The 19,234-nt window shown below is 73.1% G+C and carries 18 protein-coding genes and 1 pseudogene; 10 read left to right on the forward strand and 9 right to left on the reverse strand.

Annotation, left to right across the window (positions count from 1 at the left end; genetic code table 11):
- Nucleotides 1-125 precede the first annotated feature (125 nt).
- Together ACQRUO_RS09385 and ACQRUO_RS09390 are read right to left on the reverse strand one after the other, a co-directional pair.
- Nucleotides 126-1,820 carry a hypothetical protein gene (locus ACQRUO_RS09385; protein WP_428315299.1) on the reverse strand — a complete coding sequence of 565 codons (1,695 nt, stop codon included), beginning with the start codon at nt 1,818-1,820 and terminating at the stop codon, nt 126-128.
- 143 nt (nt 1,821-1,963) lie between these two features.
- Nucleotides 1,964-3,004 carry a Scr1 family TA system antitoxin-like transcriptional regulator gene (locus tag ACQRUO_RS09390; protein ID WP_428315300.1) on the reverse strand — a complete coding sequence of 347 codons (1,041 nt, stop codon included), beginning with the start codon at nt 3,002-3,004 and terminating at the stop codon, nt 1,964-1,966.
- A 156-nt stretch (nt 3,005-3,160) separates the two neighbouring features.
- Here ACQRUO_RS09390 and ACQRUO_RS09395 point away from each other — a divergent pair, with 156 nt between their 5' ends.
- The 3 genes from ACQRUO_RS09395 to ACQRUO_RS09405 all read left to right on the forward strand — a co-directional run bounded on the left by ACQRUO_RS09395 (nt 3,161) and on the right by ACQRUO_RS09405 (nt 4,516).
- The gene (locus ACQRUO_RS09395; protein ID WP_428315301.1) at nt 3,161-3,583 is read left to right on the forward strand and encodes a hypothetical protein; all 423 of its coding nucleotides are present in this window, start codon (nt 3,161-3,163) and stop codon (nt 3,581-3,583) included.
- Nucleotides 3,584-3,621: 38 nt separating this feature from the next.
- The gene (locus ACQRUO_RS09400; protein WP_428315302.1) at nt 3,622-3,783 is read left to right on the forward strand and encodes a hypothetical protein; all 162 of its coding nucleotides are present in this window, start codon (nt 3,622-3,624) and stop codon (nt 3,781-3,783) included.
- Between the two features lie 82 nt (nt 3,784-3,865).
- Nucleotides 3,866-4,516 carry an HAD family hydrolase gene (locus tag ACQRUO_RS09405; protein WP_428315303.1) on the forward strand — a complete coding sequence of 217 codons (651 nt, stop codon included), beginning with the start codon at nt 3,866-3,868 and terminating at the stop codon, nt 4,514-4,516.
- Between the two features lie 58 nt (nt 4,517-4,574).
- Here ACQRUO_RS09405 and ACQRUO_RS09410 read toward each other — a convergent pair whose 3' ends face one another.
- Entirely contained in the window at nt 4,575-5,261 is a 687-nt protein-coding gene (locus ACQRUO_RS09410) for a sigma-70 family RNA polymerase sigma factor (protein WP_428315304.1), read from the reverse strand.
- A gap of 147 nt (nt 5,262-5,408) precedes the next feature.
- Here ACQRUO_RS09410 and ACQRUO_RS09415 point away from each other — a divergent pair, with 147 nt between their 5' ends.
- Nucleotides 5,409-5,882 (forward strand): hypothetical protein, encoded by a 474-nt coding sequence (locus ACQRUO_RS09415; RefSeq protein ID WP_428315305.1) that lies wholly within the window; start codon nt 5,409-5,411, stop codon nt 5,880-5,882.
- Between the two features lie 17 nt (nt 5,883-5,899).
- Here ACQRUO_RS09415 and ACQRUO_RS09420 read toward each other — a convergent pair whose 3' ends face one another.
- The 3 genes and pseudogenes from ACQRUO_RS09420 to ACQRUO_RS09430 all read right to left on the reverse strand — a co-directional run.
- Nucleotides 5,900-6,121: a hypothetical protein gene (locus ACQRUO_RS09420; RefSeq protein ID WP_428315306.1), complete on the reverse strand. Its 222-nt coding sequence runs from the start codon at nt 6,119-6,121 to the stop codon at nt 5,900-5,902.
- A gap of 134 nt (nt 6,122-6,255) precedes the next feature.
- Nucleotides 6,256-7,518, reverse strand: a complete 1,263-nt coding sequence (locus ACQRUO_RS09425) for a PQQ-binding-like beta-propeller repeat protein (protein WP_428315307.1) — start codon at nt 7,516-7,518, stop codon at nt 6,256-6,258.
- Between the two features lie 455 nt (nt 7,519-7,973).
- Nucleotides 7,974-8,918, reverse strand: a pseudogene (locus tag ACQRUO_RS09430) (ADP-ribosylglycohydrolase family protein); the annotation flags it as partial.
- 163 nt (nt 8,919-9,081) lie between these two features.
- Between ACQRUO_RS09430 and ACQRUO_RS09435 the strand changes: the two are divergent.
- The 4 genes from ACQRUO_RS09435 to ACQRUO_RS09450 all read left to right on the forward strand — a co-directional run bounded on the left by ACQRUO_RS09435 (nt 9,082) and on the right by ACQRUO_RS09450 (nt 13,918).
- Nucleotides 9,082-10,476 (forward strand): helix-turn-helix domain-containing protein, encoded by a 1,395-nt coding sequence (locus tag ACQRUO_RS09435; protein WP_428315308.1) that lies wholly within the window; start codon nt 9,082-9,084, stop codon nt 10,474-10,476.
- A 156-nt stretch (nt 10,477-10,632) separates the two neighbouring features.
- A complete protein-coding gene (locus tag ACQRUO_RS09440) occupies nt 10,633-12,339 on the forward strand; it encodes a CHAP domain-containing protein (protein WP_428315309.1) in 1,707 nt (568 codons plus the stop codon).
- Nucleotides 12,340-12,410: 71 nt separating this feature from the next.
- The gene (locus ACQRUO_RS09445) at nt 12,411-12,797 is read left to right on the forward strand and encodes an RNA-binding S4 domain-containing protein (protein ID WP_428315310.1); all 387 of its coding nucleotides are present in this window, start codon (nt 12,411-12,413) and stop codon (nt 12,795-12,797) included.
- Between the two features lie 26 nt (nt 12,798-12,823).
- The gene (locus tag ACQRUO_RS09450; RefSeq protein ID WP_428315311.1) at nt 12,824-13,918 is read left to right on the forward strand and encodes an AraC family transcriptional regulator; all 1,095 of its coding nucleotides are present in this window, start codon (nt 12,824-12,826) and stop codon (nt 13,916-13,918) included.
- On the opposite strand, the gene ACQRUO_RS09455 is transcribed toward ACQRUO_RS09450, so the two are convergent.
- Nucleotides 13,839-14,564 (reverse strand): TetR/AcrR family transcriptional regulator, encoded by a 726-nt coding sequence (locus ACQRUO_RS09455; protein ID WP_428315312.1) that lies wholly within the window; start codon nt 14,562-14,564, stop codon nt 13,839-13,841. The two genes, ACQRUO_RS09450 and ACQRUO_RS09455, sit on opposite strands and share 80 nt — an antisense overlap.
- A gap of 90 nt (nt 14,565-14,654) precedes the next feature.
- Here ACQRUO_RS09455 and ACQRUO_RS09460 point away from each other — a divergent pair, with 90 nt between their 5' ends.
- Both ACQRUO_RS09460 and ACQRUO_RS09465 read left to right on the forward strand, forming a co-directional pair.
- Nucleotides 14,655-16,226, forward strand: coding sequence for an FAD-dependent monooxygenase (locus ACQRUO_RS09460; RefSeq protein ID WP_428315313.1), 1,572 nt, complete (start codon nt 14,655-14,657; stop codon nt 16,224-16,226).
- Between the two features lie 78 nt (nt 16,227-16,304).
- Entirely contained in the window at nt 16,305-16,658 is a 354-nt protein-coding gene (locus ACQRUO_RS09465; RefSeq protein ID WP_428315314.1) for a DUF6204 family protein, read from the forward strand.
- 197 nt (nt 16,659-16,855) lie between these two features.
- Here ACQRUO_RS09465 and ACQRUO_RS09470 read toward each other — a convergent pair whose 3' ends face one another.
- Complete coding sequence (locus ACQRUO_RS09470; protein ID WP_428315315.1) at nt 16,856-18,406, reverse strand: glycerol-3-phosphate dehydrogenase/oxidase; 1,551 nt, start codon at nt 18,404-18,406, stop codon at nt 16,856-16,858.
- Entirely contained in the window at nt 18,403-19,185 is a 783-nt protein-coding gene (locus ACQRUO_RS09475) for a TetR/AcrR family transcriptional regulator (RefSeq protein ID WP_428315316.1), read from the reverse strand. The genes ACQRUO_RS09470 and ACQRUO_RS09475 overlap by 4 nt, the downstream gene beginning before the upstream one ends.
- Between the last annotated feature and the right edge of the window lie 49 nt (nt 19,186-19,234).

Genomic DNA, 19,234 nt, shown 5'->3' on the forward strand with positions numbered 1-19,234 from the left:
GGGGGGGGGGGGGGGGGGGGGGGGGGGAAAAGGAGGAGGTAAACAAAAATAGGGGGCTCCCCCCCCCCCGCCAGTGAGGGGTGCGGCCTCGCCGAGGAGCGGTGCGGCCGTGCCGGTGCCGCGTGTCAGCTCGGGCGGTGCACCGGGGATCCCACCCCCGTCAGCCCGGCCAGGCAGTGCACCTGCCGGCCCTGGGTCCCGGTCACCTCGCATTCGGCGTAGTTCGGTCCACCATCGATTCCCAGGCCGCGGGCTCCGGTGTTGTTGCCGTTGACCTTGATCTTGTTGTAGATCGGGGCCTTGGACGTGCCGGCCTTGAGCAGCCCGTCGTTGTCACCGTTGGCGACGATGAAGTTGTAGTTCGGCGGGTTGTCGCCGGACGTGACCCGGCCGCCGGAGGAGTTTCCGACCCCGTTGCTGCCGTTGCTGCTCCCGCTGCCGCCCGTGCCTCCCGTCACGGTGAGCCGGTTGTCGCTCGTGGGGGCTCCGTTGACGGTGCCGCTGTTGCCGGGCGCACCGGCGCCGCCGGGGCGGTTGGCGCCGCTGCCCGCAGGATCACCGGAGCCGCTGCCACCCTTGCCGCCGACACCGCCGTTCCCGCCGGTGGTAGTGGCGACGACGGCCGTCACGGTACCGCCCGCGCTGTTCCCCGTACCGCCCGAACCGGCGTAGCCACCCGGACCGCCGTTGGTGGGGGTGTGGAAGTGGCCGGCCCCGCCGCGGCCACCGGCGCCGCCGTTGCCACCCGTGGCGTAGACGGCGGTGTCCTTGGCCGTCACGGTCTTGCCGTTGCCGACGCCGCCGGTACCGCCGTTGCCTCCGCCGCCGCCCCGGGTGCCGCCTTCGTTGCCGGAACCGCCGCCACCGCCGTTGCCTCCGGCCAGGACGGCGTCGCCGGTGCTGACGGTCACGGAACCGGCGTTGCCCGCACCACCGGTCCCACCGGCGCCGCCACCACCACCGTAGTTGCCGGTCCCGGCGAAGCCGCCACCTCCGCCGTTGCCACCGGTCGCGGTGGCGGCGGTGGCGGTGACCTGGCCGCTGTTGCCCGCCCCACCGGTACCACCGGCGCCGCCGATACCACCGTTGCCGAACTCGAACTGGAACGAGTCCTTGATTCTGTAGCGGTCACCCCCGGTACCACCGGTGCCACCGTTCCCGCCCTGCGCGGTGACGGTCGCGGCGGTCACCTGACCGCTGTTGCCGGCACCTCCGAGACCGCCGACACCGCCGGCGTAGCCGTTCTGGTGGAAGAAGTCGTATCCGTTGGCGCCAGTGCCGCCCGCCGCGCCCGAGCCACCGATCACAGTGACCGTGCCGGTACCGGTGATCGTGCCGTGGTTCCCGTCCCCGGCCTTGGCGCTGGAACTGCCCTCGATGCTCGGGCCGCCGGTCAAGTTGGCCGTGCTGCCGGTGAGGTTGAGGGTGCCGTCGTTACCGTTGCTGCTCGTGCCGCCGGTGACCTCGAGGCTGATGCCGCCACCGTTCAGCGTGACGGTGCCGTTGCCGACCCGGTCGGTGGCGCCGATGCCGGGGCCCGACCTGGCCGTGACGGTGATGTTCTGGGTGCCGGAGGTGGTGCTGGTGAGGCTGCCCAGGACCGAGCCGTTGATGGTGACCTTCGTCGCGGCACTGGCGTCCAGGGTGCTGCCGGCGGGGATGCCGTTGGGGCAGGTGATGGTCGTGCCTGACGTGGTACATCCGTTGTCGACGGCGTGGGCCGAACCTACGGCGAGGGTCAGCGGGACCCCTCCGGCGACCAGGACGGCGGCTGCCAGCGCAACTGAGCGGCGATGGGCGATGGGGGGAGCGAGGGGCACGCGAATCTCCTTGGCTACGTAGCACAGTCGATCCACTGCGCGAGGTAGCCTAAGGGGACATATGTTGCATATCGGGCATTCAGCCCGCTATGACAGCCCGCCGATTCCCCCCAACGGGGTAACGGGGCGCCCGATCACGTGGTTCAGGGGCTGATGAACTCGCCGTTCTTGATGCCGTTGACGAAGGCGGTGAAGGAGGTGGTCGGGAAGAGGAGGGCCGGGCCCTCGGGGTCCTTGGAGTCGCGGAGGGGGAGGGTGGGGGTGGCAGTGGGGGCGATCTCGATGCATTGGCCGCCCTGCTGGCTGTAACTACTCTTGAGCCATGAAGTCTGCTGCGGGAGACGGGCGGAGGTCATGTTGAGGAGTTCCTTCCGGATCGAGCGGATCATCTCCAGGGAGTCAGCCCGCGAGAGGGACTGAACCTGCAGAAGATCGTACTGTCCGGTCCAGCGGTCCAGGGTCTCCCGATCGCGCTCCAGGTATCCACGCTGGAGTGTCTCGGTGTACCCGAGCAGGGATCGATCGGGCATGGTCAGCAATGTCACCGGCAGTTGCAGACCCCGGGTCGCTCCAAGCGCGAACGGGAAGACCTGGATGATGAAGTTCGGTCGCTGCGCCACTTCTTCGAGATAGCGCAGTTGTTCAGCCATCACGGTCGGACCGCCGACCACCCGACGCAGACAGCTCTCATCCAGCACCACGTGAAGGATCGGGGCCGGGTCGCGTTCGAGCGACCGTTGACGCGCCAGCCGGAACGCCAGTCGCTCCTCGGTGTACTGCTTGAAGATGGCGCCTCGGACCTTGCAGAAGTTCAGCTCCGCCGCAGCATAGTCCCGCGTCTGCAGAAGGCCCGGGATGACACCCACCTCGAATGTCCTGATCACCTTCGCCAACGCCTCGTGTGCCGCGAACTCCGGGAAGCCCTCCACCAGGGATGCGTGTCCCATGAGCCACCACATCAGCTCCAGCGTCCCGCCGGTCTCCAGCACCTCGTCGGATCGCCTGGCGAACGGGAGCTTCGGCATGCGCTCCGCCCGCTCCACATAGGACACGAAAGCCCCGCTGTAGTTGATCCGCTTGCCCAGCTGGTGTTGCGTCAGGCCCTTGCTCTCCCTGGAGCGCCTCAACTGGACCCCGAAGGCCGCCAGCGGGGAGGACGTCGGGTCAAGATCGTTCTTGTTCAAGGGAGTTCCTCCAAAACAACACACCAGGTTGTCCAGTGGATACCTCCTCGATCGTACGGCGCCACGCCGACGCCTGCTGGTAAAACAGCAACATTGCGGATCCAATCCATCACGGAGAGCGATCCCCCGCACCAACTCGGCGACGGAGCAGGCAAAATGACCGATCATACGACTAGCTCGGACGGCCACCCCGACGGTGGCTTCTCCCTCTTCGACCGCGGGATGCCCGAATGCCGCTGCCCCGCCGGCTGCGGCGGGCGGCCCGAGTTCGGGCAGCGGCTCACCCTCGCGTACCCCGCCGTGAAGCCCGTCGGCAACCACCCGCCCGAGCTGACCTACGCCCCGCGTCGCCGCGGCGAGTTGGTCTACGACGCGCTCAACCAGCGGCTCGGCGTCTTCATGGACCAGGTCGGCCGCACCATCTACCTGCGCCCCGAGCGCGGCGGCCCCGAGTGGGTAGCCGACCCGGCGTGGCTGGAGCGGCCGCCCGCCGCCCCCTCCACTCCCTACAGCCCCACCAGCTCCACCCCCACCTCGCCGCAGGCTGCCCGGCCGGGCGAGTTCGGGGCTGCTTCGTGAACAGTCTCCGCCAGCAAGTAACAGACTCGGTCGATCTGTTGACCGAGGCGATCAGCCGCCTCGGAGTCGACCTCGGCCCGCTGGACGGCGGCTTCCTGGTGACCGAGAGTGGCACCCTGCTGGTGCAACTGCGTCCCCTGCTCCTCACCGAACTGGTTCACCTCGCCCTCGCCATCCGGGCCGCCGCCGAGCGCGCCTGACTCCCACCTCACCCCGGGCGGCCGCCCCACCCGGCTGCCGCCCGCCGCCCGCCGCTGACCGCCGAGGTCCTATGCTGCGGGAATGATCAAGCCCATCGAACTCGTCATATTCGACTGCGACGGCGTGCTGGTCGACAGCGAGCGCATCGCCGCACGCGTGCAGGTCGCCCTCGGAGCCGAACTGGGCTGGCCACTGACCGAGGCCGAGGTCGTGGACCGGTTCATCGGGCGCTCGCACGCCGCCATCCGCGAACAGCTCGCGGCCCGGCTCGGCGAGGACACGGCCGCGACCTGGTCGGAGCGGTTCGAGCAGCTCCACCGCGAGGCCGTGGACCGTGAACTCGCCCCGGTCGAAGGACTGCCGGAAGCCCTCGACGCGCTCACCCTGCCGACCTGCGTCGCCTCCAGCGGCTCCCACGACAAGATGCGCCACACCCTGGGCCGCACCGGACTCTACGAACGCTTCGCGGGCCGCATCTACAGCGCCACCGAGGTCTCCCACGGCAAACCCGCCCCGGACCTGTTCCTGCACGCCGCCCGACGCATGGGCGTGGATCCTGCCGCCTGCGTCGTGGTGGAGGACAGCCGGCCGGGCGTCCGTGCTGCCCGCGCCGCCGGCATGCGGTCCTTCGGCTACGCCGGCGGGCGCACCCCGGCCGAACGCCTCGAAGGCCACGGCACCACCGTCTTCCACGACATGCGCGAGCTGCCGGCACTCATCGCACAGCAGTAGCCGCCCTGCACCTCCGTTGGTTCGGCCCGGTCTGCTCGGTCCCCTCTGTCCGCTCCCCTCAGTCCAGCAGCAACCGCAACTCCTGCTGCGCCCGCTCCACGAAGCTGCGGGCAGTGTGGCCGGAGACACCCAGGTGCCGCCCGATCTCGCGGAACGACCGCTCGGGGTGGTCGTCGAGCCCGTAGCGGAGCACCAGGGCATCCGCCTGACGCGGGTCCATCCTCGCCAGCGCGGCCCGCACGCCGGTGGCGAAGTCCCGCGCCATGGCGGCGTGTTCGGGGTCGGCGAAGACCTGGCCCGGCGGGGCCGGCGGCTCCTCATCGTCCTGCTCCTCTCCTGTGGTGCGCAGCTGACGGTGCAGCGCGGCGACGGTGCTCGGCGAGATGCCGAGGGCGGCGGCGGCCAGGCCCAGGTGGTCGGCGTGCTCGGCCAGCGCGCGGCGGAGCGCGACCGTGCGGCCGACCAGGTCGGCGGGCAGCACCGCCGGGAACTCCTGGTTGGCGATGGCCCGCTGGATCTCCTTGCGCACCCAGGTGTGCGCGTAGGCGGCGAACGGTACGGCGCGGGTGGGGTCGAAACGGCCGGCCGCCACCAGCAGGCCCAGGATGCCGGCCTGTCGTAGATCGGCACGGTCCAGGTGCCAGGTGCGGTAGCGGGCGACCTCGCGCTCGACCAGATGGGCGTGGTCCGCGACGAGGCGGTCCCGCCCGGGGTCGTCCGGGACGGTCTGGTGGCTGCTGAGCACGGCGCTGTCCTCCTCGCTGGGGTCGTTGGACGGTTGTCGCTCCTACCGATACCGGGCGACGCACGGAATGCGAGGTTCGCATCGGGACCGCGAGCCGGTATCAGAACTGGCGACAACAACACTGGTCACTAGCTCGGGAGGCTCACCATGACAGAGGAGACAACAGTGGAGGAGAAGGCTGTGGACAACTGGCAGCGGTTCGAGATCGTCCCCTACGGCGCCGCACTGCACGTACCGGCCGGCTGGGAGGCGCTGCCACCGGAGCCGGCGAACGGGCCGGAGATCCTGCGCGCGACCGGCGGCCCGGGCCGGAACCTGATCGTCTTCAAGATCCCGGCCCGAGGCCTCACCGCAGCCCGGATCGCGGAAACCGCCCAGCAGAAGCTCGCCGCCCACGGCTACACCGACTTCACCCACGCCGAGACACGCTTCGCCGGGCAGCCCGCCGTGTCCCTGGACTTCATCACCCGCAGCAGCAACGGCACCGCCATCTACCGCACCCGCGAGTACTTCACCGTCCGGGGCAACGCCGGCTTCATCCTCGGGATGGGCAGCACCACCTGGGAGGAGCACCTGCCCCTGATCGAGGAGATCGCCCGCCGCTTCGAGCTCACGGAATAGGGGGTCAGCACCGAAGGTCAGCGGAGTCCGAGGAGCTCCTGCACGACCCGCTCAGCCGCTTCGGCTTCGGCAGCAGGGGGCGACAGCTCGCTGAGCGTGTCGAGGTCGTGGTCCTCCCTCAGCTCTGCTTCCCAGGCGGCAGCAAGCCGCTCCTGCTGCTCGGCCGGCTGCTGCTCGACCAGGTGCCGGTTCGCTGGGCTCAGGGCTGCCAGAAATCGCTTGAGTTCGTCGGTCGGCATCGTGCCTCCGTGGTCGTAGAGCTGAAGGCCCTCGCAGGGCTCTCACCACAGCATGGTCGAGGCGCCTCCCCCGCCGATGGCACGACGGCCCGGCTCCCCCCGGATGGGGGAAGCCGAGCCGGTGGTCAAGGGTCCTACCCCCGCGGCGGCGGGCCGGCGGTGGTGCCCGTGAGGCCGTCGAGGAGGCGGAGGTGATCGTTACCGGAGCCCAGGTCGGGGACCAGCAGGCGGTCGCCGACGGGGACAGGGTGCATCGTGAAAATCGGCAGCCGCCAGCTGACCCGGCCCTCCACCAGGCCCAGCAGCTGGTATCCATCCGGCCCGTGCTGTCGGGCGTAGAGCAGGTTGCCACCGGGGACGAGCTCGAACTGCTTGCGCCGGCGACGCGGCAGCAGGCGGCTCGACTGGCGGCCCACCGATCGGAGCCAGCCGGGCTTCGCGAGCGGGCCGGCGAGCAGGCGGTCGCCGCGGTCGACGGCGTAGACCCAGTCGCCGGCCAGGGTCAGCGCCTCGTCCCCGGAGTCCAGCGCGCGGACGCCGGTGTGGAAGGTGCGCAGCGGCTCGTCGGGTTCCAACGGGCGCAGCCAGTGGACCATCCGGTGCCGGTGCTGGCTGAGCCAGAGCGTCTGCCCGCCGTCCGTGACCCGCATCGAGAGGTGGGCGCCGGCGCCGAACGGCAGTCGCACCACTCGCTCGCCGAGGCTCTCGCCGGTGGCCGGGTCGAACCAGCTCACCAGCTGCCGGTCGTACTCCCAGGTGAAGACCGGCCCGTCCACCCCATCGACGAGCAGGTCCCCGTACCCGGGCCAGGGCGGGCTGTGCCAGCGCACCGCACCGGTGGACGGGTCGAGCCCCACGGCCCGCCGGCCGTCCCGGTGGACCAACTGACGGCCTGCCAGGACCAGCGAGCGGATCGGGGAGCCGTGGTGCTGCTGCCAGCGCGGCTGTCCGTCCGACAGCGCCACCGCGGTGAGCTGCTCGTCGGCGCCGGCCACGCCGAGAGCGGCCGGCTCACGGAGGTAGAGGGTGTCCTGGTCCCTGATCAGCTCGGTCCAGGCCACGATCTTCCGGGTCCACACCTGCTCCCCGGTGGCGCTGTCCAGCGCGACCAGCAGTTCGCGGCGGGTGTCGGGCAGTTCGCCGCGGAGCAGCAGCCGGTCGCCGGCCAGGGTGAGCCGTTCGTAGCGCAGGCCGTGCCGGGTCTGCACGTCGACCGGCCGCTGCCAGCGGAGTTCGCCGCTGTGCCGCTCGAGGGCCGTGATCCGGTCCGCCACCACGACGTACACCCGCTCCGGGCCGACCACCGGCCGGCCGAGGCTGAAGCCGGGGGCGGTCACGGTCCACAGTCCGGTGGCGCGGTCGGTGGTGACGTCGAGCGGTATCGCGTCGACGGTCATGCCGGGCCGCCCGCGGGCGGGGTGGGCCGGGTAGTGCGCTGGGTGGTGAGCTGCTGGTAGCGGTCCCACAGGTCGGGGCGGCGGTCGTGGCCGAAGAGGCCGTCCAGCAGGAACTCCAGGTACGCGGTCTCGACCTGGTCGCCGCCGTCGTGCCGCTGGTGCTCGGCGCCGGCGTTGACCCAGGCGCGCACCGGGCGGGCGCCGTACGGGGTGTGGGCGACCTCGACCGCGTAGCGCGGGGTGTCGATCGAGTTGCGGTAGATCTCCAGGTGTCGGCCGTCGGCGCTCAGGTGCGCCTCCCAGCGCTCCTCCATCGCGTGGGACCGCACGCCGTGCCGGATCCGCTGCCACTGCCCCGGCGTCCAGTCCAGCGTGGTCACCGGGATCGGGGCGGCCGCCGCCATCGGCCGGTGGCGTGGGAAGTCGGCCGGGCCGACGTCCGCGCCCAGCACCTCGGCCTCCGCCCAGTCCGGCAACTCCTCGGTGGCGGCCCGCCAGTCGGCCGGGATGCCCTCGGTGCCGACGCAGGCCGCGACGATGCCGCCGACGATCGCACCGGTGGTGTCCACGTCCCCGCCCTGGGAGACCGTGGTCCACAGCGCCGCCGGGTAGTCCCGCAGGTGGGTGGCCGCGCACCAGAGCGCGAACGGCACGGTGTCGACGGCGCTGACGTACCGTCCGTTGCCGAGCAGCTTGGCCACGTCCTCCGGCTGTGCGCCGAGCAGTTGACGGGCCTCCGCGATGCCCTCACGCACCTTGCCCGGCGGGGTCAGGGCGAGCACGGCGGTGAGCAGGTCGGCGTCGGTGACCCATTCGGTGCGGGCCCGCACCGCCCAGGCGGCCGCCACGGCGACGGCGATCGCGCCGGCCGCCGCCTCGGGGTGGGTGTGGGTCGGCTTGGCGGACCGGGCCGCCTGCCAGGCCGCCTCGGTCGGGTCCACGGCGAACCAGGCGCCGAGCGGCGCCACCCGCATCGCGGCGCCGTTGCCCCAGGAGCCCTGGCCGCCGAAGGCCGCGGCGGCGAGCTTGCGGTAGTCGCCCTGCCGCTGCCGGATCTGCCGCAGCAGCACGTTGGTGGCGGCACCGTAGCCGCGGTCGAAGTCGTGGTGCTCGGCGAAGGAGTGGGCCAGTTCGTAGCCGTTGACCATGCCGCGGTGGCGCAGCGCGGCGAAGACGGCGCAGGCCATCTCGGTGTCGTCGGTCCACGGCCAGGTGGCGGGCGGCAGCCGGCGCTCGCGCAGTGCGGGGAGGTTGTCGGGGACGAAGAACTGGGCGCCGAAGGCGTCCCCGGTGGCCAGGCCGCGCAGGGAGTCGCGGGCGGCGGCGCGGTGGTCGAGGGTGGTCGGGGTGGTCGGGTTGGTTCCGTCGGTCGATGGGTCGGTCGATGGGTTCGCGGTCATTGGGGGCCATCCTGCCAGGCCCTGGCGCCGGGGGGAATGTTCGTACCGGGGCGCAAGTGGGCACCTTTTCTGACCGACTACGATCACCGCGATACCGACCGTGACCGCGCATCAGGTGCGAACAGGACATATCGCCTAACAATCGCCCAACAGGAGACCGAACTTGGCCCGCAAGCCTCGACCCATCGACCCGACCGAGGGACCGCTGCAGGCCTTCGCCCACGATCTGCGCCTGGTCCGCGAGCAGGCCGGCAACCCCACCTACCGCGCCCTCGCCACGCTGGCCGGGTTCAGCGCCAGCACGCTGAGCGACGCGGCCGGCGGCATGCGGCGTCCCAGCCTGGAGGTGACGCTGGCTTATGTCGGGGCCTGCGGCGGCGATGTCGCGGCCTGGCAGCAGCGCTGGGAGGAACTGGACCGGGAGCTCGGCGAGTGCCCGGGGACGGACGACGAGTGCCCGGGGGCGCCGACGGAGGCGGCCGACGAAGGAGCGCAGGCCCCGGCCGAGCCCGCAGCGGCAGCCACAACCGCACCCGCACCCAGCTCCGCCGCGCCCGCACCCACCCCCGCTCCCACCTCCGCCACACCGCTCCCCCGCCGCTTCCGCCCCCGCCGGCGCACCCTGCTCGCCGCCGGCACCGCGGCGGTGGCCGCCGCCGCGGTGCTCGCGGCACTGGTGCTGCCCGGCAAGTCGCCGCACCGCTCGGCCTCCCCCACCGCCCCCGGCACCGCCAACCCGCTCTGCTCGGCTCCCGCCGGTGCCGCCGGCAACCCGCCCGCCACCGCGGCCGGGTCGGCGCCGGTGCGGTTCACCGGTCTGACCTACGGGTCCGGCGCCCACGTGCACGCCGGAGCCAGCCTGAACGCGGACACCCTGTGGACCGCGCCACCGGGCTGCACCCTGCAACTCACCGGCTACTGCCTGGGCGACGTGGTCTACGACCCGAGTGGCGGCGAGCCGGACATCCGCTGGTTCGAGCTGGCCGGCGGCGGGGTGGTCGCCTCCGCGATCATCCACGGGGACCCGCCGGGGGTGATGAAGCCCTCGGCCTGCCCGGACGACGCCCCGATGCCGCAGCAGGTCTCGCTGCACCTGGACCACCCGGCGGCGGACGGCACGGTGCAGTTGTCGGCGACCGGCAAGCAGGTGGCGATCGTCGGCTACGCCGCGTACTACGCCGCGCCGGCCCCCACCCCGACCGGCGCCCCGACGGCCGGCACCCCCGCCGGCGCCCCGACCGCCTCCGCCCCCGCCGGCACCCAGGACGGCACCTCCCCCTCCGCCAGCGCGCCGCCCGCCCCCGGCTGGCACCAGATCCGGCTCACCGCCGACCAGCAGAGCTCCTTCGACTACGTCTGGCGCCTCGGCCCACTGCAGGGCTCGACCACCCCGATCCCGGTGGTCGCCGTGGCCTGCCTGGGCGGTGACGGTGCGACCACCGTCGCGGACGCCCACCTCCTGGCCCCCGACGGCACCGCCGCCCCGACCCAGCTCACCCCCGACCAGCAGGCCGTCGCCGAACGCGCCGCCTGTCGCTACCCCAACCCCAACGCCTGACCCGACCATCAATTTTGACTCATCGTCAGCAGAGGGCTACCGCAACGCCACACCCACCTCCCACACTTGGCGCACCCGCGAACACCGGCGCACGCCCGCGGCCCCACCAGGCCGCCGCGCGCCGGTGCTCGGTCCTGCGCTCACCTGAGGAGAACGGTGTTCGTCACGAGACTCCTGCGCCGCACATCCGGCGCCGCGGTGGTCCTGTTACTCGCCGGGCTGGTCACGCTGCTGCCCGCCGGCTCCGCCACGGCCGCCGCCGGCGGTGACGCGGCCGCGCTGGCCGCCGCCAACGTCGGCAAGACCGCCGGCACCTGCGCCAACGCGCCGACCTACAACAGCCTCGGCGGCAGCCAGTTCGAGACCAGCTGCTCGGGCGGCTACTCGGGCGGCCCCGAGTACTGGTGCGCCGACTTCGCCGAGTGGGTCTGGCAGCACTCCGGCTTCGCCACCAACGGTCTGACCGCCGCCGCGGCCAGCTTCTACACCTACGGCCAGAACAACGGCACCCTGCACACCGCCACCTCCTACCGTCCGCAGCCCGGGGACGCGGTGGAGTACGGCAGCATCTACGACTCCGAGATCCACCACGTCGCGATCGTCACCTCGGTGAACGGCGACGGCTCGGTCACCACCGCGAACGGGGACTGGAACGGCACCACCGGCACCGGCTCGATGGCCGGCTTCGCGGTCAGCTCCAGCGTCGTGTCGATCACCATCCCGGCCGGGCAGACCGCCGTCGGAACCGAGCCGAGCACCGTGGACCCGGGCGACGGCTACTACATCGTCGGCTACACCACCCCGGTGGCCAGCGGCAGCGGCAACAACCCGCCCCCGGTGGCCGGCGGCAACCCGTACAGTCCCAACGCGGTCTGCGGCACCGGCTTCGGGGTGATCGACTCGCACGCCCTGGCCGGCGCCACCGTCTTCCTGCTCTACAACAGTGCGACCGGCCAGAACTGCGTGACCACGCTGGTCACCAACCCCGCCGGCCCGGTCCCGCTGAACGCCACGCTGGCGGTGCAGGGCGGCAGTTCGGGCAGCAACCCGGGCAGCTTCACCTACTACGCCGGCCCGGTCACCGAGTCCGCGCCCAGTGCCTGCGTCCAGTGGGGCGGCAGCTACCAGGGCACCAGCTGGACCAGCGGCTGGAGCCACTGCGGCGGCGGCGCGGGCGCGCCGGGCCCGGTCGGCAGCAACATCTACACCCCCGCGCAGGTCTGCGGCAGCGGCTACGGCGTGATCGACTCGCACGACCTGGGCGCCGCCACCGTCTACCTGCTCTACGACGGCAGCACCGGCGACAACTGCGTGACCACGCTCGCGCACAGCCCGAGCGGCCCGACCCCGATGAACGCCACACTGGCGGTGCAGGGCGGCAGTTCGGGCAGCAACCCGGGCAGCTTCACCTACTACGCCGGCCCGGTCACCGGCTACGCGCCCAACGCCTGCGTCCAGTGGGGCGGTTCCTACCAGGGCACCTCGTGGACCAGCAGCTGGAGCCACTGCGGCACCGGCTCGCCCACCCCCTCCCCCGCCACCGGCAACCCGTACTCGGCCGGGCAGGTCTGCGGCACCGGGTACACCGTGATCGACTCGCACAGCCTGGGCGACGCCACCGTCTACCTGCTCTACGACGCCGCCGACGGGAACAACTGCGTGGTCACCCTGGCGGCCGACCCGAGCGGGCCGACGCCGATGAACGCCACCCTGACCGTGCAGGGCGGCAGTGCGCTCGCCAATCCGGGCAGCTTCACCTACTACGCCGGCCCGGTCACCGCGACCGCGGCCAACACCTGCGTCGAGTGGGGCGGATCGTACAAGGGGACCAGCTGGACCAGCGGCTGGAGCCACTGCGGCTGACGCCCCGGAACGCGCCCCGGCCCGGTGAATACTCCGGCCCGGCGGCGGGCACGGCGGGATAGAGTCGGGACATGGCCGTAGACGAAGGCACCGCACGGGTCGACAGCTGGATCTGGTCGGTGCGCCTGACCAAGACCCGCTCGCTCGCCGGGACCGCCTGCCGGGCCGGGCACGTCCGGGTGAACGGCGAGCGGGTCAAGCCCGCCCACTCGGTCAAGATCGGAGACGAGGTCCGGGTCCGGCTGGACGACTGGACCCGGGTGGTCGTGGTCTCCCGGGTGATCAGCAAGCGGGTCGGTGCCTCGGTCGCCGTCGAGTGCTACGTCGACAACAGCCCGCCGCGGCCCGCCGCCGCGCTCGGCCCCGCCCCGGTCGCCCTCCGCGACCGCGGCGCGGGGCGCCCCACCAAGCGCGACCGGCGCGCCCTGGAGCAGCTCTTCAGCCAGCCGGGCCGCTGACCACACCTGCCCACCGACCTGGGACAATGTCGGTTCCCCGCCAGGTCCCGTCGGAGGTCGGCAGCACGATGGTCGGCAACACGATGGTCGGCAGCGCAGCGCTCAGCGGCGAGATGGCCGGCGGGTCGGACCGCGTCCTCTTCGAAGGATCCGACGTCGCCGGACTCCACGCCCTGGTCAGCCACCACTTCGCCCCGCACCGGCTGAAGGTCCTGCACGACCTGCCGATCAGCGGCCGCTACCGCTGCCACCACCAGGGCCTGGTCTCGGTGTACGAGCTGGGCTACGGGGCCGAGGTCGAGGTCGAGGTGGGCGAGCTGGCCGACTTCTTCAACGTGCAGGTCCCGCTGGCCGGCCAGGGGTCGGTCACCGTCGACGGGGTGCAACTCGACTCCTCCCGGTGCATCGCCGGCCCCGGCCAACGGCTGTCGATGGTGTGGAGCGGGGAGGCCCGCAACCGGATCCTGGTCATCCCCGCGGCGGCGGTGCAGACGGCGCTGACGAGCCGGCTGGGCGAGACCCCGGCCGGGACACCGCGCTTCGCACCGGTCCTCGGCGAGGACACCGCGACCGACGCCTGGCTGCGGATCGCGGCCGACCTGGCGCACTGGGCCGACGCGGGCCTGGCCGGCCGGTCCCCGCTCGCCACCGCGCACCTCGAACAGGTCCTGGTGCACGGCCTGCTCGACCTCCAGCCGCACGCGCTGCCCGGCACGCCCGACGACCGGGGCGGCCCGCTGCTGCCCAGCGCGCTGCGCCGCGCCACGGCGTACTGCGCCGAGCACGCCCACGAGCCGATCTCGGTCGCCGACCTGGCCCGCGCCGCCCGGGTCAGCCTCCGGACCCTGCGCGCCGGGTTCCGGACCCACCTGCAGACCACCCCGCTCGCCTACCTGCGGCGCGTCCGCCTCGACCTCGCCCACCACGACCTGCTGGCGATCGCCGACGGCCGGGCCGAGGGCACGGTCACCGACGTGGCGCTGCGCTGGGGCTTCACCCACCTCGGGCGGTTCGCCGAGACCTACCGCCAGGAGTACGGCATCACCCCGTCGCAGCGGCTGCGCCCGGGGGCGGCGGGCCCGGCGTCGGCGGGCTCGAGGTCGGCGCGCTCGGAGCCCTGAGCAGGGGCAGCACGATCTCGTCGAGGATCTCGGCGATCTGCTCGTCCCCCGGGACCGTGCCGCCGGTCATGAAGGCGTCCCGGAGCAGGTCCAGCGGCAGCGAGACCACCCGGCGGTTCAGGCGGTCCGCGTTGATCTCACCGCGGTCGGCGGCGCGGCGCATGACGGCCTCCAACGTGTCCACCGGACCGGTGCCGGTGAGCCCCGTGCGGAACCGGGAGCGCAGTTCGGGCACCCGCATGACGTCGACCAGGAAGCCGTGCACGGCGGCCGTCGGCAGGTCGTCGAAGCGGTGCAGCAGGCCGCCCAGGAAGACCGCCAGGTCGGTGCGCAACTCGCCGGTGTCCGGCGGGGCCTGGTAGTCGGGGGCGTTGCGGCCGAGCGCGGCGATGACCAGCTCGACGCGGTTCGGCCAGCGGCGGTAGAGCACCGGTTTGCTGGTCCGGGCGCGGGCCGCCACGCCGTCCATGGTGAGCCGGTCGTAGCCGTGCTCGGCCAGCTCGACCCAGACCGCGTCGAGGATCGCGCGCTCCAGCTCGTCGCCGCGCCGGCGTGAAGTCCTGGTGACGTCAGGCCTGCTGGCGTCGGTCGGGCCGGCGGCAGTCGTGGGGTCGTCACTCGTGTTGCTGGGCACCGTGGTCCGCATCCGGAGGCTTGGAGATACGTTGCGTTTCTTATCAGGGCCAGTCTACAGTCGCAGCAAGAAACGCGCCGTATCTTACGGAGGAGGACAGCCATGCCCAGCACCACGCACCCGACCGAGGTCCTGGTGGTCGGCGCCGGGCCCGTCGGGCTCGCACTCGCCCTCGGCCTCGCCCGCAGCGGGGTCGACTGCCGGATCATCGAACGGGAACCGGAGTTCCGCACCATCGGAGTCCGGGGCAAGGGCGTCAGCCCGCGGACCCTGGAGATCCTCGACGACCTCGGCGTGGTCCAGCAGATGTACGCCCGCGGCACGCACAACCCCAAAGTGCGGACCTACCGCGGCAGCCGCCTGGTCGCCGAGGCCGACCCCGCACCCGGCAACGCCCCGACCCCCGACCGCCCGCACCGCGGCATGCTGCTGATCCCCCAGCACCACACCGAGGCGGTGCTGCGCTACCGGCTGGCCGAGTACGGCGTCAAGGTCGAGTTGGACACCGAACTGCTCGACCACGAGCAGGACGCGGACCTGGTCCGCGCCACCGTGCGGCACGGCGAGCGGACCGAGGTGGTCACCGCCCGCTACCTGGTCGGCTGCGACGGCGGCCGCAGCGCGGTCCGCAAGCTCGCCGGCATCCCCTTCCACGGCGAGACCTGGGAGGAGGAACGGTTCCTGCTCGCCGCGATGCACGTCGACGGCCTGGACCCGGACTGCCTGCACCTCTGGGACCACCCGGAACTCGGCATCGGCGCCCTGACCCTGGTCCCGCTCCGGTCCGACGGCAACTGGGCCGTGCACGCCGCGGTCACCCCCGACGCGCACGGCGAGCTGCCCGAGCCCTCGACCGCGACCTTCCGCCGACTCTTCGCCGAACGGGCCGGCCTGCCCGGGGTCGAACTCCGCGATCTGGTCTGGTCGAGCGTCTGGCGTCCCACCGTCCGGATGGTCGAGCGGTACCGCAGCGGCCGGGTCTTCCTGGCCGGCGACGCCGCGCACTGCCACTCCGCGGCCGGCGGCCAGGGCCTGAACACCGGCATCCAGGACGCGCACAACCTGAGCTGGAAGCTGGCCGCCGCCCTGCGCACCACCCCGGACAGCCCGCTGGACCCGGCCGCCCTGCTCGACAGCTACCAGGCCGAACGGCTCCCGGTCGCCCGCGCGGTGCTGGCCGCCACCTCGGCCCAGCACCGCGCACTCTTCACCGACCGCGGCGCCGAGGCCTTCACCCGGCAGCTGGTCACCCAGTCCGACAACGCGGGCGGCGACCTGACCGGCCTGACCATCAACTACCGCGGTGGCCCGCTCGGACGCGACCTCGACGACAGCACCGGCATCCGCGCCGGCGACCGGGCTCCCGACGCCCCCTGCCGCACCGCCGACGGGCGGGACGTGCGGCTCTTCGACCTGTTCCGCGGGCCGCACTCCACCCTGCTCGGCTTCGGCAAGGGCGCCGCCGCAGCGCTGACCGAGGCGAGCGGCCTGCCCGGGATCCGGGCGGCGGCGGTGCACGACCCCGCGGGCCACGCGCACCGGGCGTACGGGGTCACCGGGAACGCCGTGGTCCTGGTCCGCCCGGACGGGTACGTGGCACTCACGGCGGGGGCGGGGGCGAGGGCGCTTGAGGTGGCGCGGCTCGGGGCGCAGCTGCGGGAACTGGTCGGCTGAGCGGGGCGGGTCGGGCGGGGGACGAGACGGCGGAAATTGGTTGGAAAGCCGCTCGCCACCGGAGCTAGGGTCGCCGTCATGAGCGAACGTACGTTCCGGGTGATGATCCGCGGCGCCTTCGACGGGCTGAACGAGGCGCAGCGGGCCGAGCTGCTGGCCGAGGCCGCACAGCACGATGTCCTCTTCGCCTCCTTCACCCGGGAGGGCCACCTGACCTACGACCTGACGGCCCGGGCCGACTTCACCTTCCGCTTCCTGGAGTCGGGCGAGGCCGAACAGGACATCGTCCCGGCCACCGCCCGCGCCGAGGCGGCCGCGATGACCTGGCTGGAAGAGCGCGGGTACGGGTACAAGAACCTGCGCTCGCAGGCCGAGGACATGTCGATGGCCGCCCTGAGCAAGCGCCAGAAGCGAGCCCGGACGACGACCTGAGGGCAGAGGAACCCACCGATGGCCTCGGCGGCGCGCAGCGCCCGCCGAGGCCATCGGCGTGTCCGACCACCGGCCCATCGCATGGTGGGGGGACACGGCCGGCCTCCAGCGCATCGGGCTCGAAGCGCCGGGCGGGAGGCCCGGGGTGCGGGCGAGCATCGAGCTGCCCCGCACCCGCTCCCCCGCTCCGGCCCGCGCTACTCCGCTTCGGCCAGGGCCTGCTCCGCGGCCGGCATGGCTGCGGCGCGGGTGGTCGGGGCGAGGCCGGTGCGGGTGCGGCGGTCGAGGAGGTCGGCCGTGTCCAGGGCGCCCTCGTGCCGGATGGCGTAGCGGAGTTCGGCCAGGGTGGTGTCGGTGCCCGGGGCGATGGGGGTGAGTGCGGCCGGGTCACCGGCGGCCTCGGCGAGGACGGCGGGGGCCTCGGTGCCGTAGCGGCGGACCAGGCGCAGGGGGGCGGCGATCAGGTCCAGGTCGGGGCGCGGGGCGGCGCCGACCAGCGGGAGGGTGCGGGTGCGGCAGGGGCGGACGGTGATGCGGGCGCGGGTGAGGGCTGCGTCGACCGCGTCCTCGGCCATCTGCCGGTAGGTGGTGAGCTTGCCGCCGACCACGGTGACCAGGCCGTCCCGGGCGGTCAGCACGGCGTGCTTGCGGGAGACGTCGGCGGTGCGGCCGGTGCCGTCGTCGAGCAGCGGGCGCAGGCCGGCGAAGGTGCCGAGCAGGTCGGCGCGGGTGAGCGGGGTGCGCAGCGCGGAGTTGATGGTCTCCAGCAGGAAGTCGATCTCGGTCTCGGCGGGCTGCGGCACGTCGGGGATCGGGCCGGGGGCGGCCTCGTCGGTCAGACCGACGTAGACCCGGTCGTCGGGGGCGGGCAGGGCGAAGACGAAGCGGTTGGTCTCGCCGGGCACGGGGACGGTGAGGCCGGCGTTGAGGGCGCCGGTCGGGCCGGTGAAGGCGGACTGCGGCAGCACCAGGTGGGTTCCCCGGCTGGGGCGCAGGGTGAGGCCGTCGGTGAGTTCGCCCGCCCACACGCCCGCCGCGTTGATCACCATCCGGGCGGACAGGTCGAAGGACTCGCCGGTCAGCCGGTCGGTCAGCGTGGCGCCCGACCCGGTGGCCTGGCTGACCTCGCAGCGGGTGAGCACCCGGGCGCCGAAGCTCGCGGCGGTGCGGGCCAGGGCGACCACCAGGCGGGCGTCGTCGACGAGTTGGCCGTCCCAGAAGACCAGGCCACCGCGCAGGCCGGCGGACCGGACGGTGGGGGCGTAACGCAGCACCTCGGCGGCGGTCAGGCGGCGGGAGCGGGGCAGCGTGGTGGCGGGGGTGCGGGCGGTGATCCGCAGCAGGTCGCCGGCGAGGAAGCCGGCCCGGACCAGGGCGGCGTCGGCGAGCTTGGTGCGGGGCAGCAGCGGGACGATCTGCGGCAGTGCGTGCACCAGGTGGGGGGCGGTGCGCTGGAGCAGGATGCCGCGCTCGACGGCGCTCTCCCGGGCGATGCCGACGCTGCCGGAGGCCAGGTAGCGCAGGCCGCCGTGGACCAGCTTGGAGCTCCACCGGCTGGTGCCGAAGCCGAGGTCGTGCTTCTCGGCGAGGACCACCGTCAGTCCGCGGGCGGCGGCGTCCAGGGCGACGCCGGCGCCGGTGACCCCGCCGCCGATCACCAGCAGGTCGACCGGCCGGCCGGGGGCCCGGAGTTCGGCCAGTTCGCGGGCCCGGCGCCGGGCGTTCAGCGAGGAGTGGGCGACGGTCATGCGTCGGTACCGCCTTCCGGAAGGGGAGCCGGGGAGGGAGCCAGGGAGGGAGCCGAAGAGGAAGCCGCGGACGGAGCAGGCATCAGGTAGCGGTCGAGCAGCAGCCGCAGTTCCCCGTCCAGCCGGTCGACCTCGGCCCCGGTGCCGTCGGGGGCGTCGACCAGCACGGGGCCGGTGAGGGTGAAGGACCAGGCGGTGAGCAGCACCGAGCGGGCCAGCAGGGCGGGGTCGCCGGGGCGGATCGAGCCGTCGGCGATGCCGAGCCGCAGGCCGGTCTCCAGCAGCGCAAGCTGGTGGTTGGTGTTGGTGCCGCGGCGCTGTAGCAGGTAGGGGGTGAGGAAGTCGGGGTCCAGCTCGATGATCTTGCGCAGCAGCGGGTGCACCCGGATCGCCCGGGCGAGGCGGACCACGCCGTCGACCACGGCGGTCCGGGCGCCCGCGCTCTCGATCAGCGCGCTCTCGGCCTCGAAGGCCTGCTCGACCAGCTCGGTCCAGACCCGGGTGGTCAGGGTGCCGAGCACCTCGCGGACCCCGCCCCAGCGGCGGTAGAGGGTGGCCCGGGAGACGCCGGCCCGGCGGGCGATGTCGGCCATGGTGATCCGCTGCATGCCGATGGTGAGCAGCAGCTGGTAGGCCGCGTCCAGGATCCGCTGCTCGGGGATCGCGTTGGCGGCCTTCAGCGGCCGCCCTTCCGCCGGCCGCTCCTCCGGGGGACGGTCCGCGCGGGGCCCGTCCGGCTCGGCGCGGGATTCTTCCGGCGTGTTGATTCGCTGCGACACCACATGTACAAGTGTATCAGCGCATGCCCCTCCGCCCTTTGAGGATCCC

Source organism: Kitasatospora sp. LaBMicrA B282, assembly GCF_050325825.1.
In the GTDB taxonomy this organism is placed as follows: domain Bacteria; phylum Actinomycetota; class Actinomycetes; order Streptomycetales; family Streptomycetaceae; genus Kitasatospora.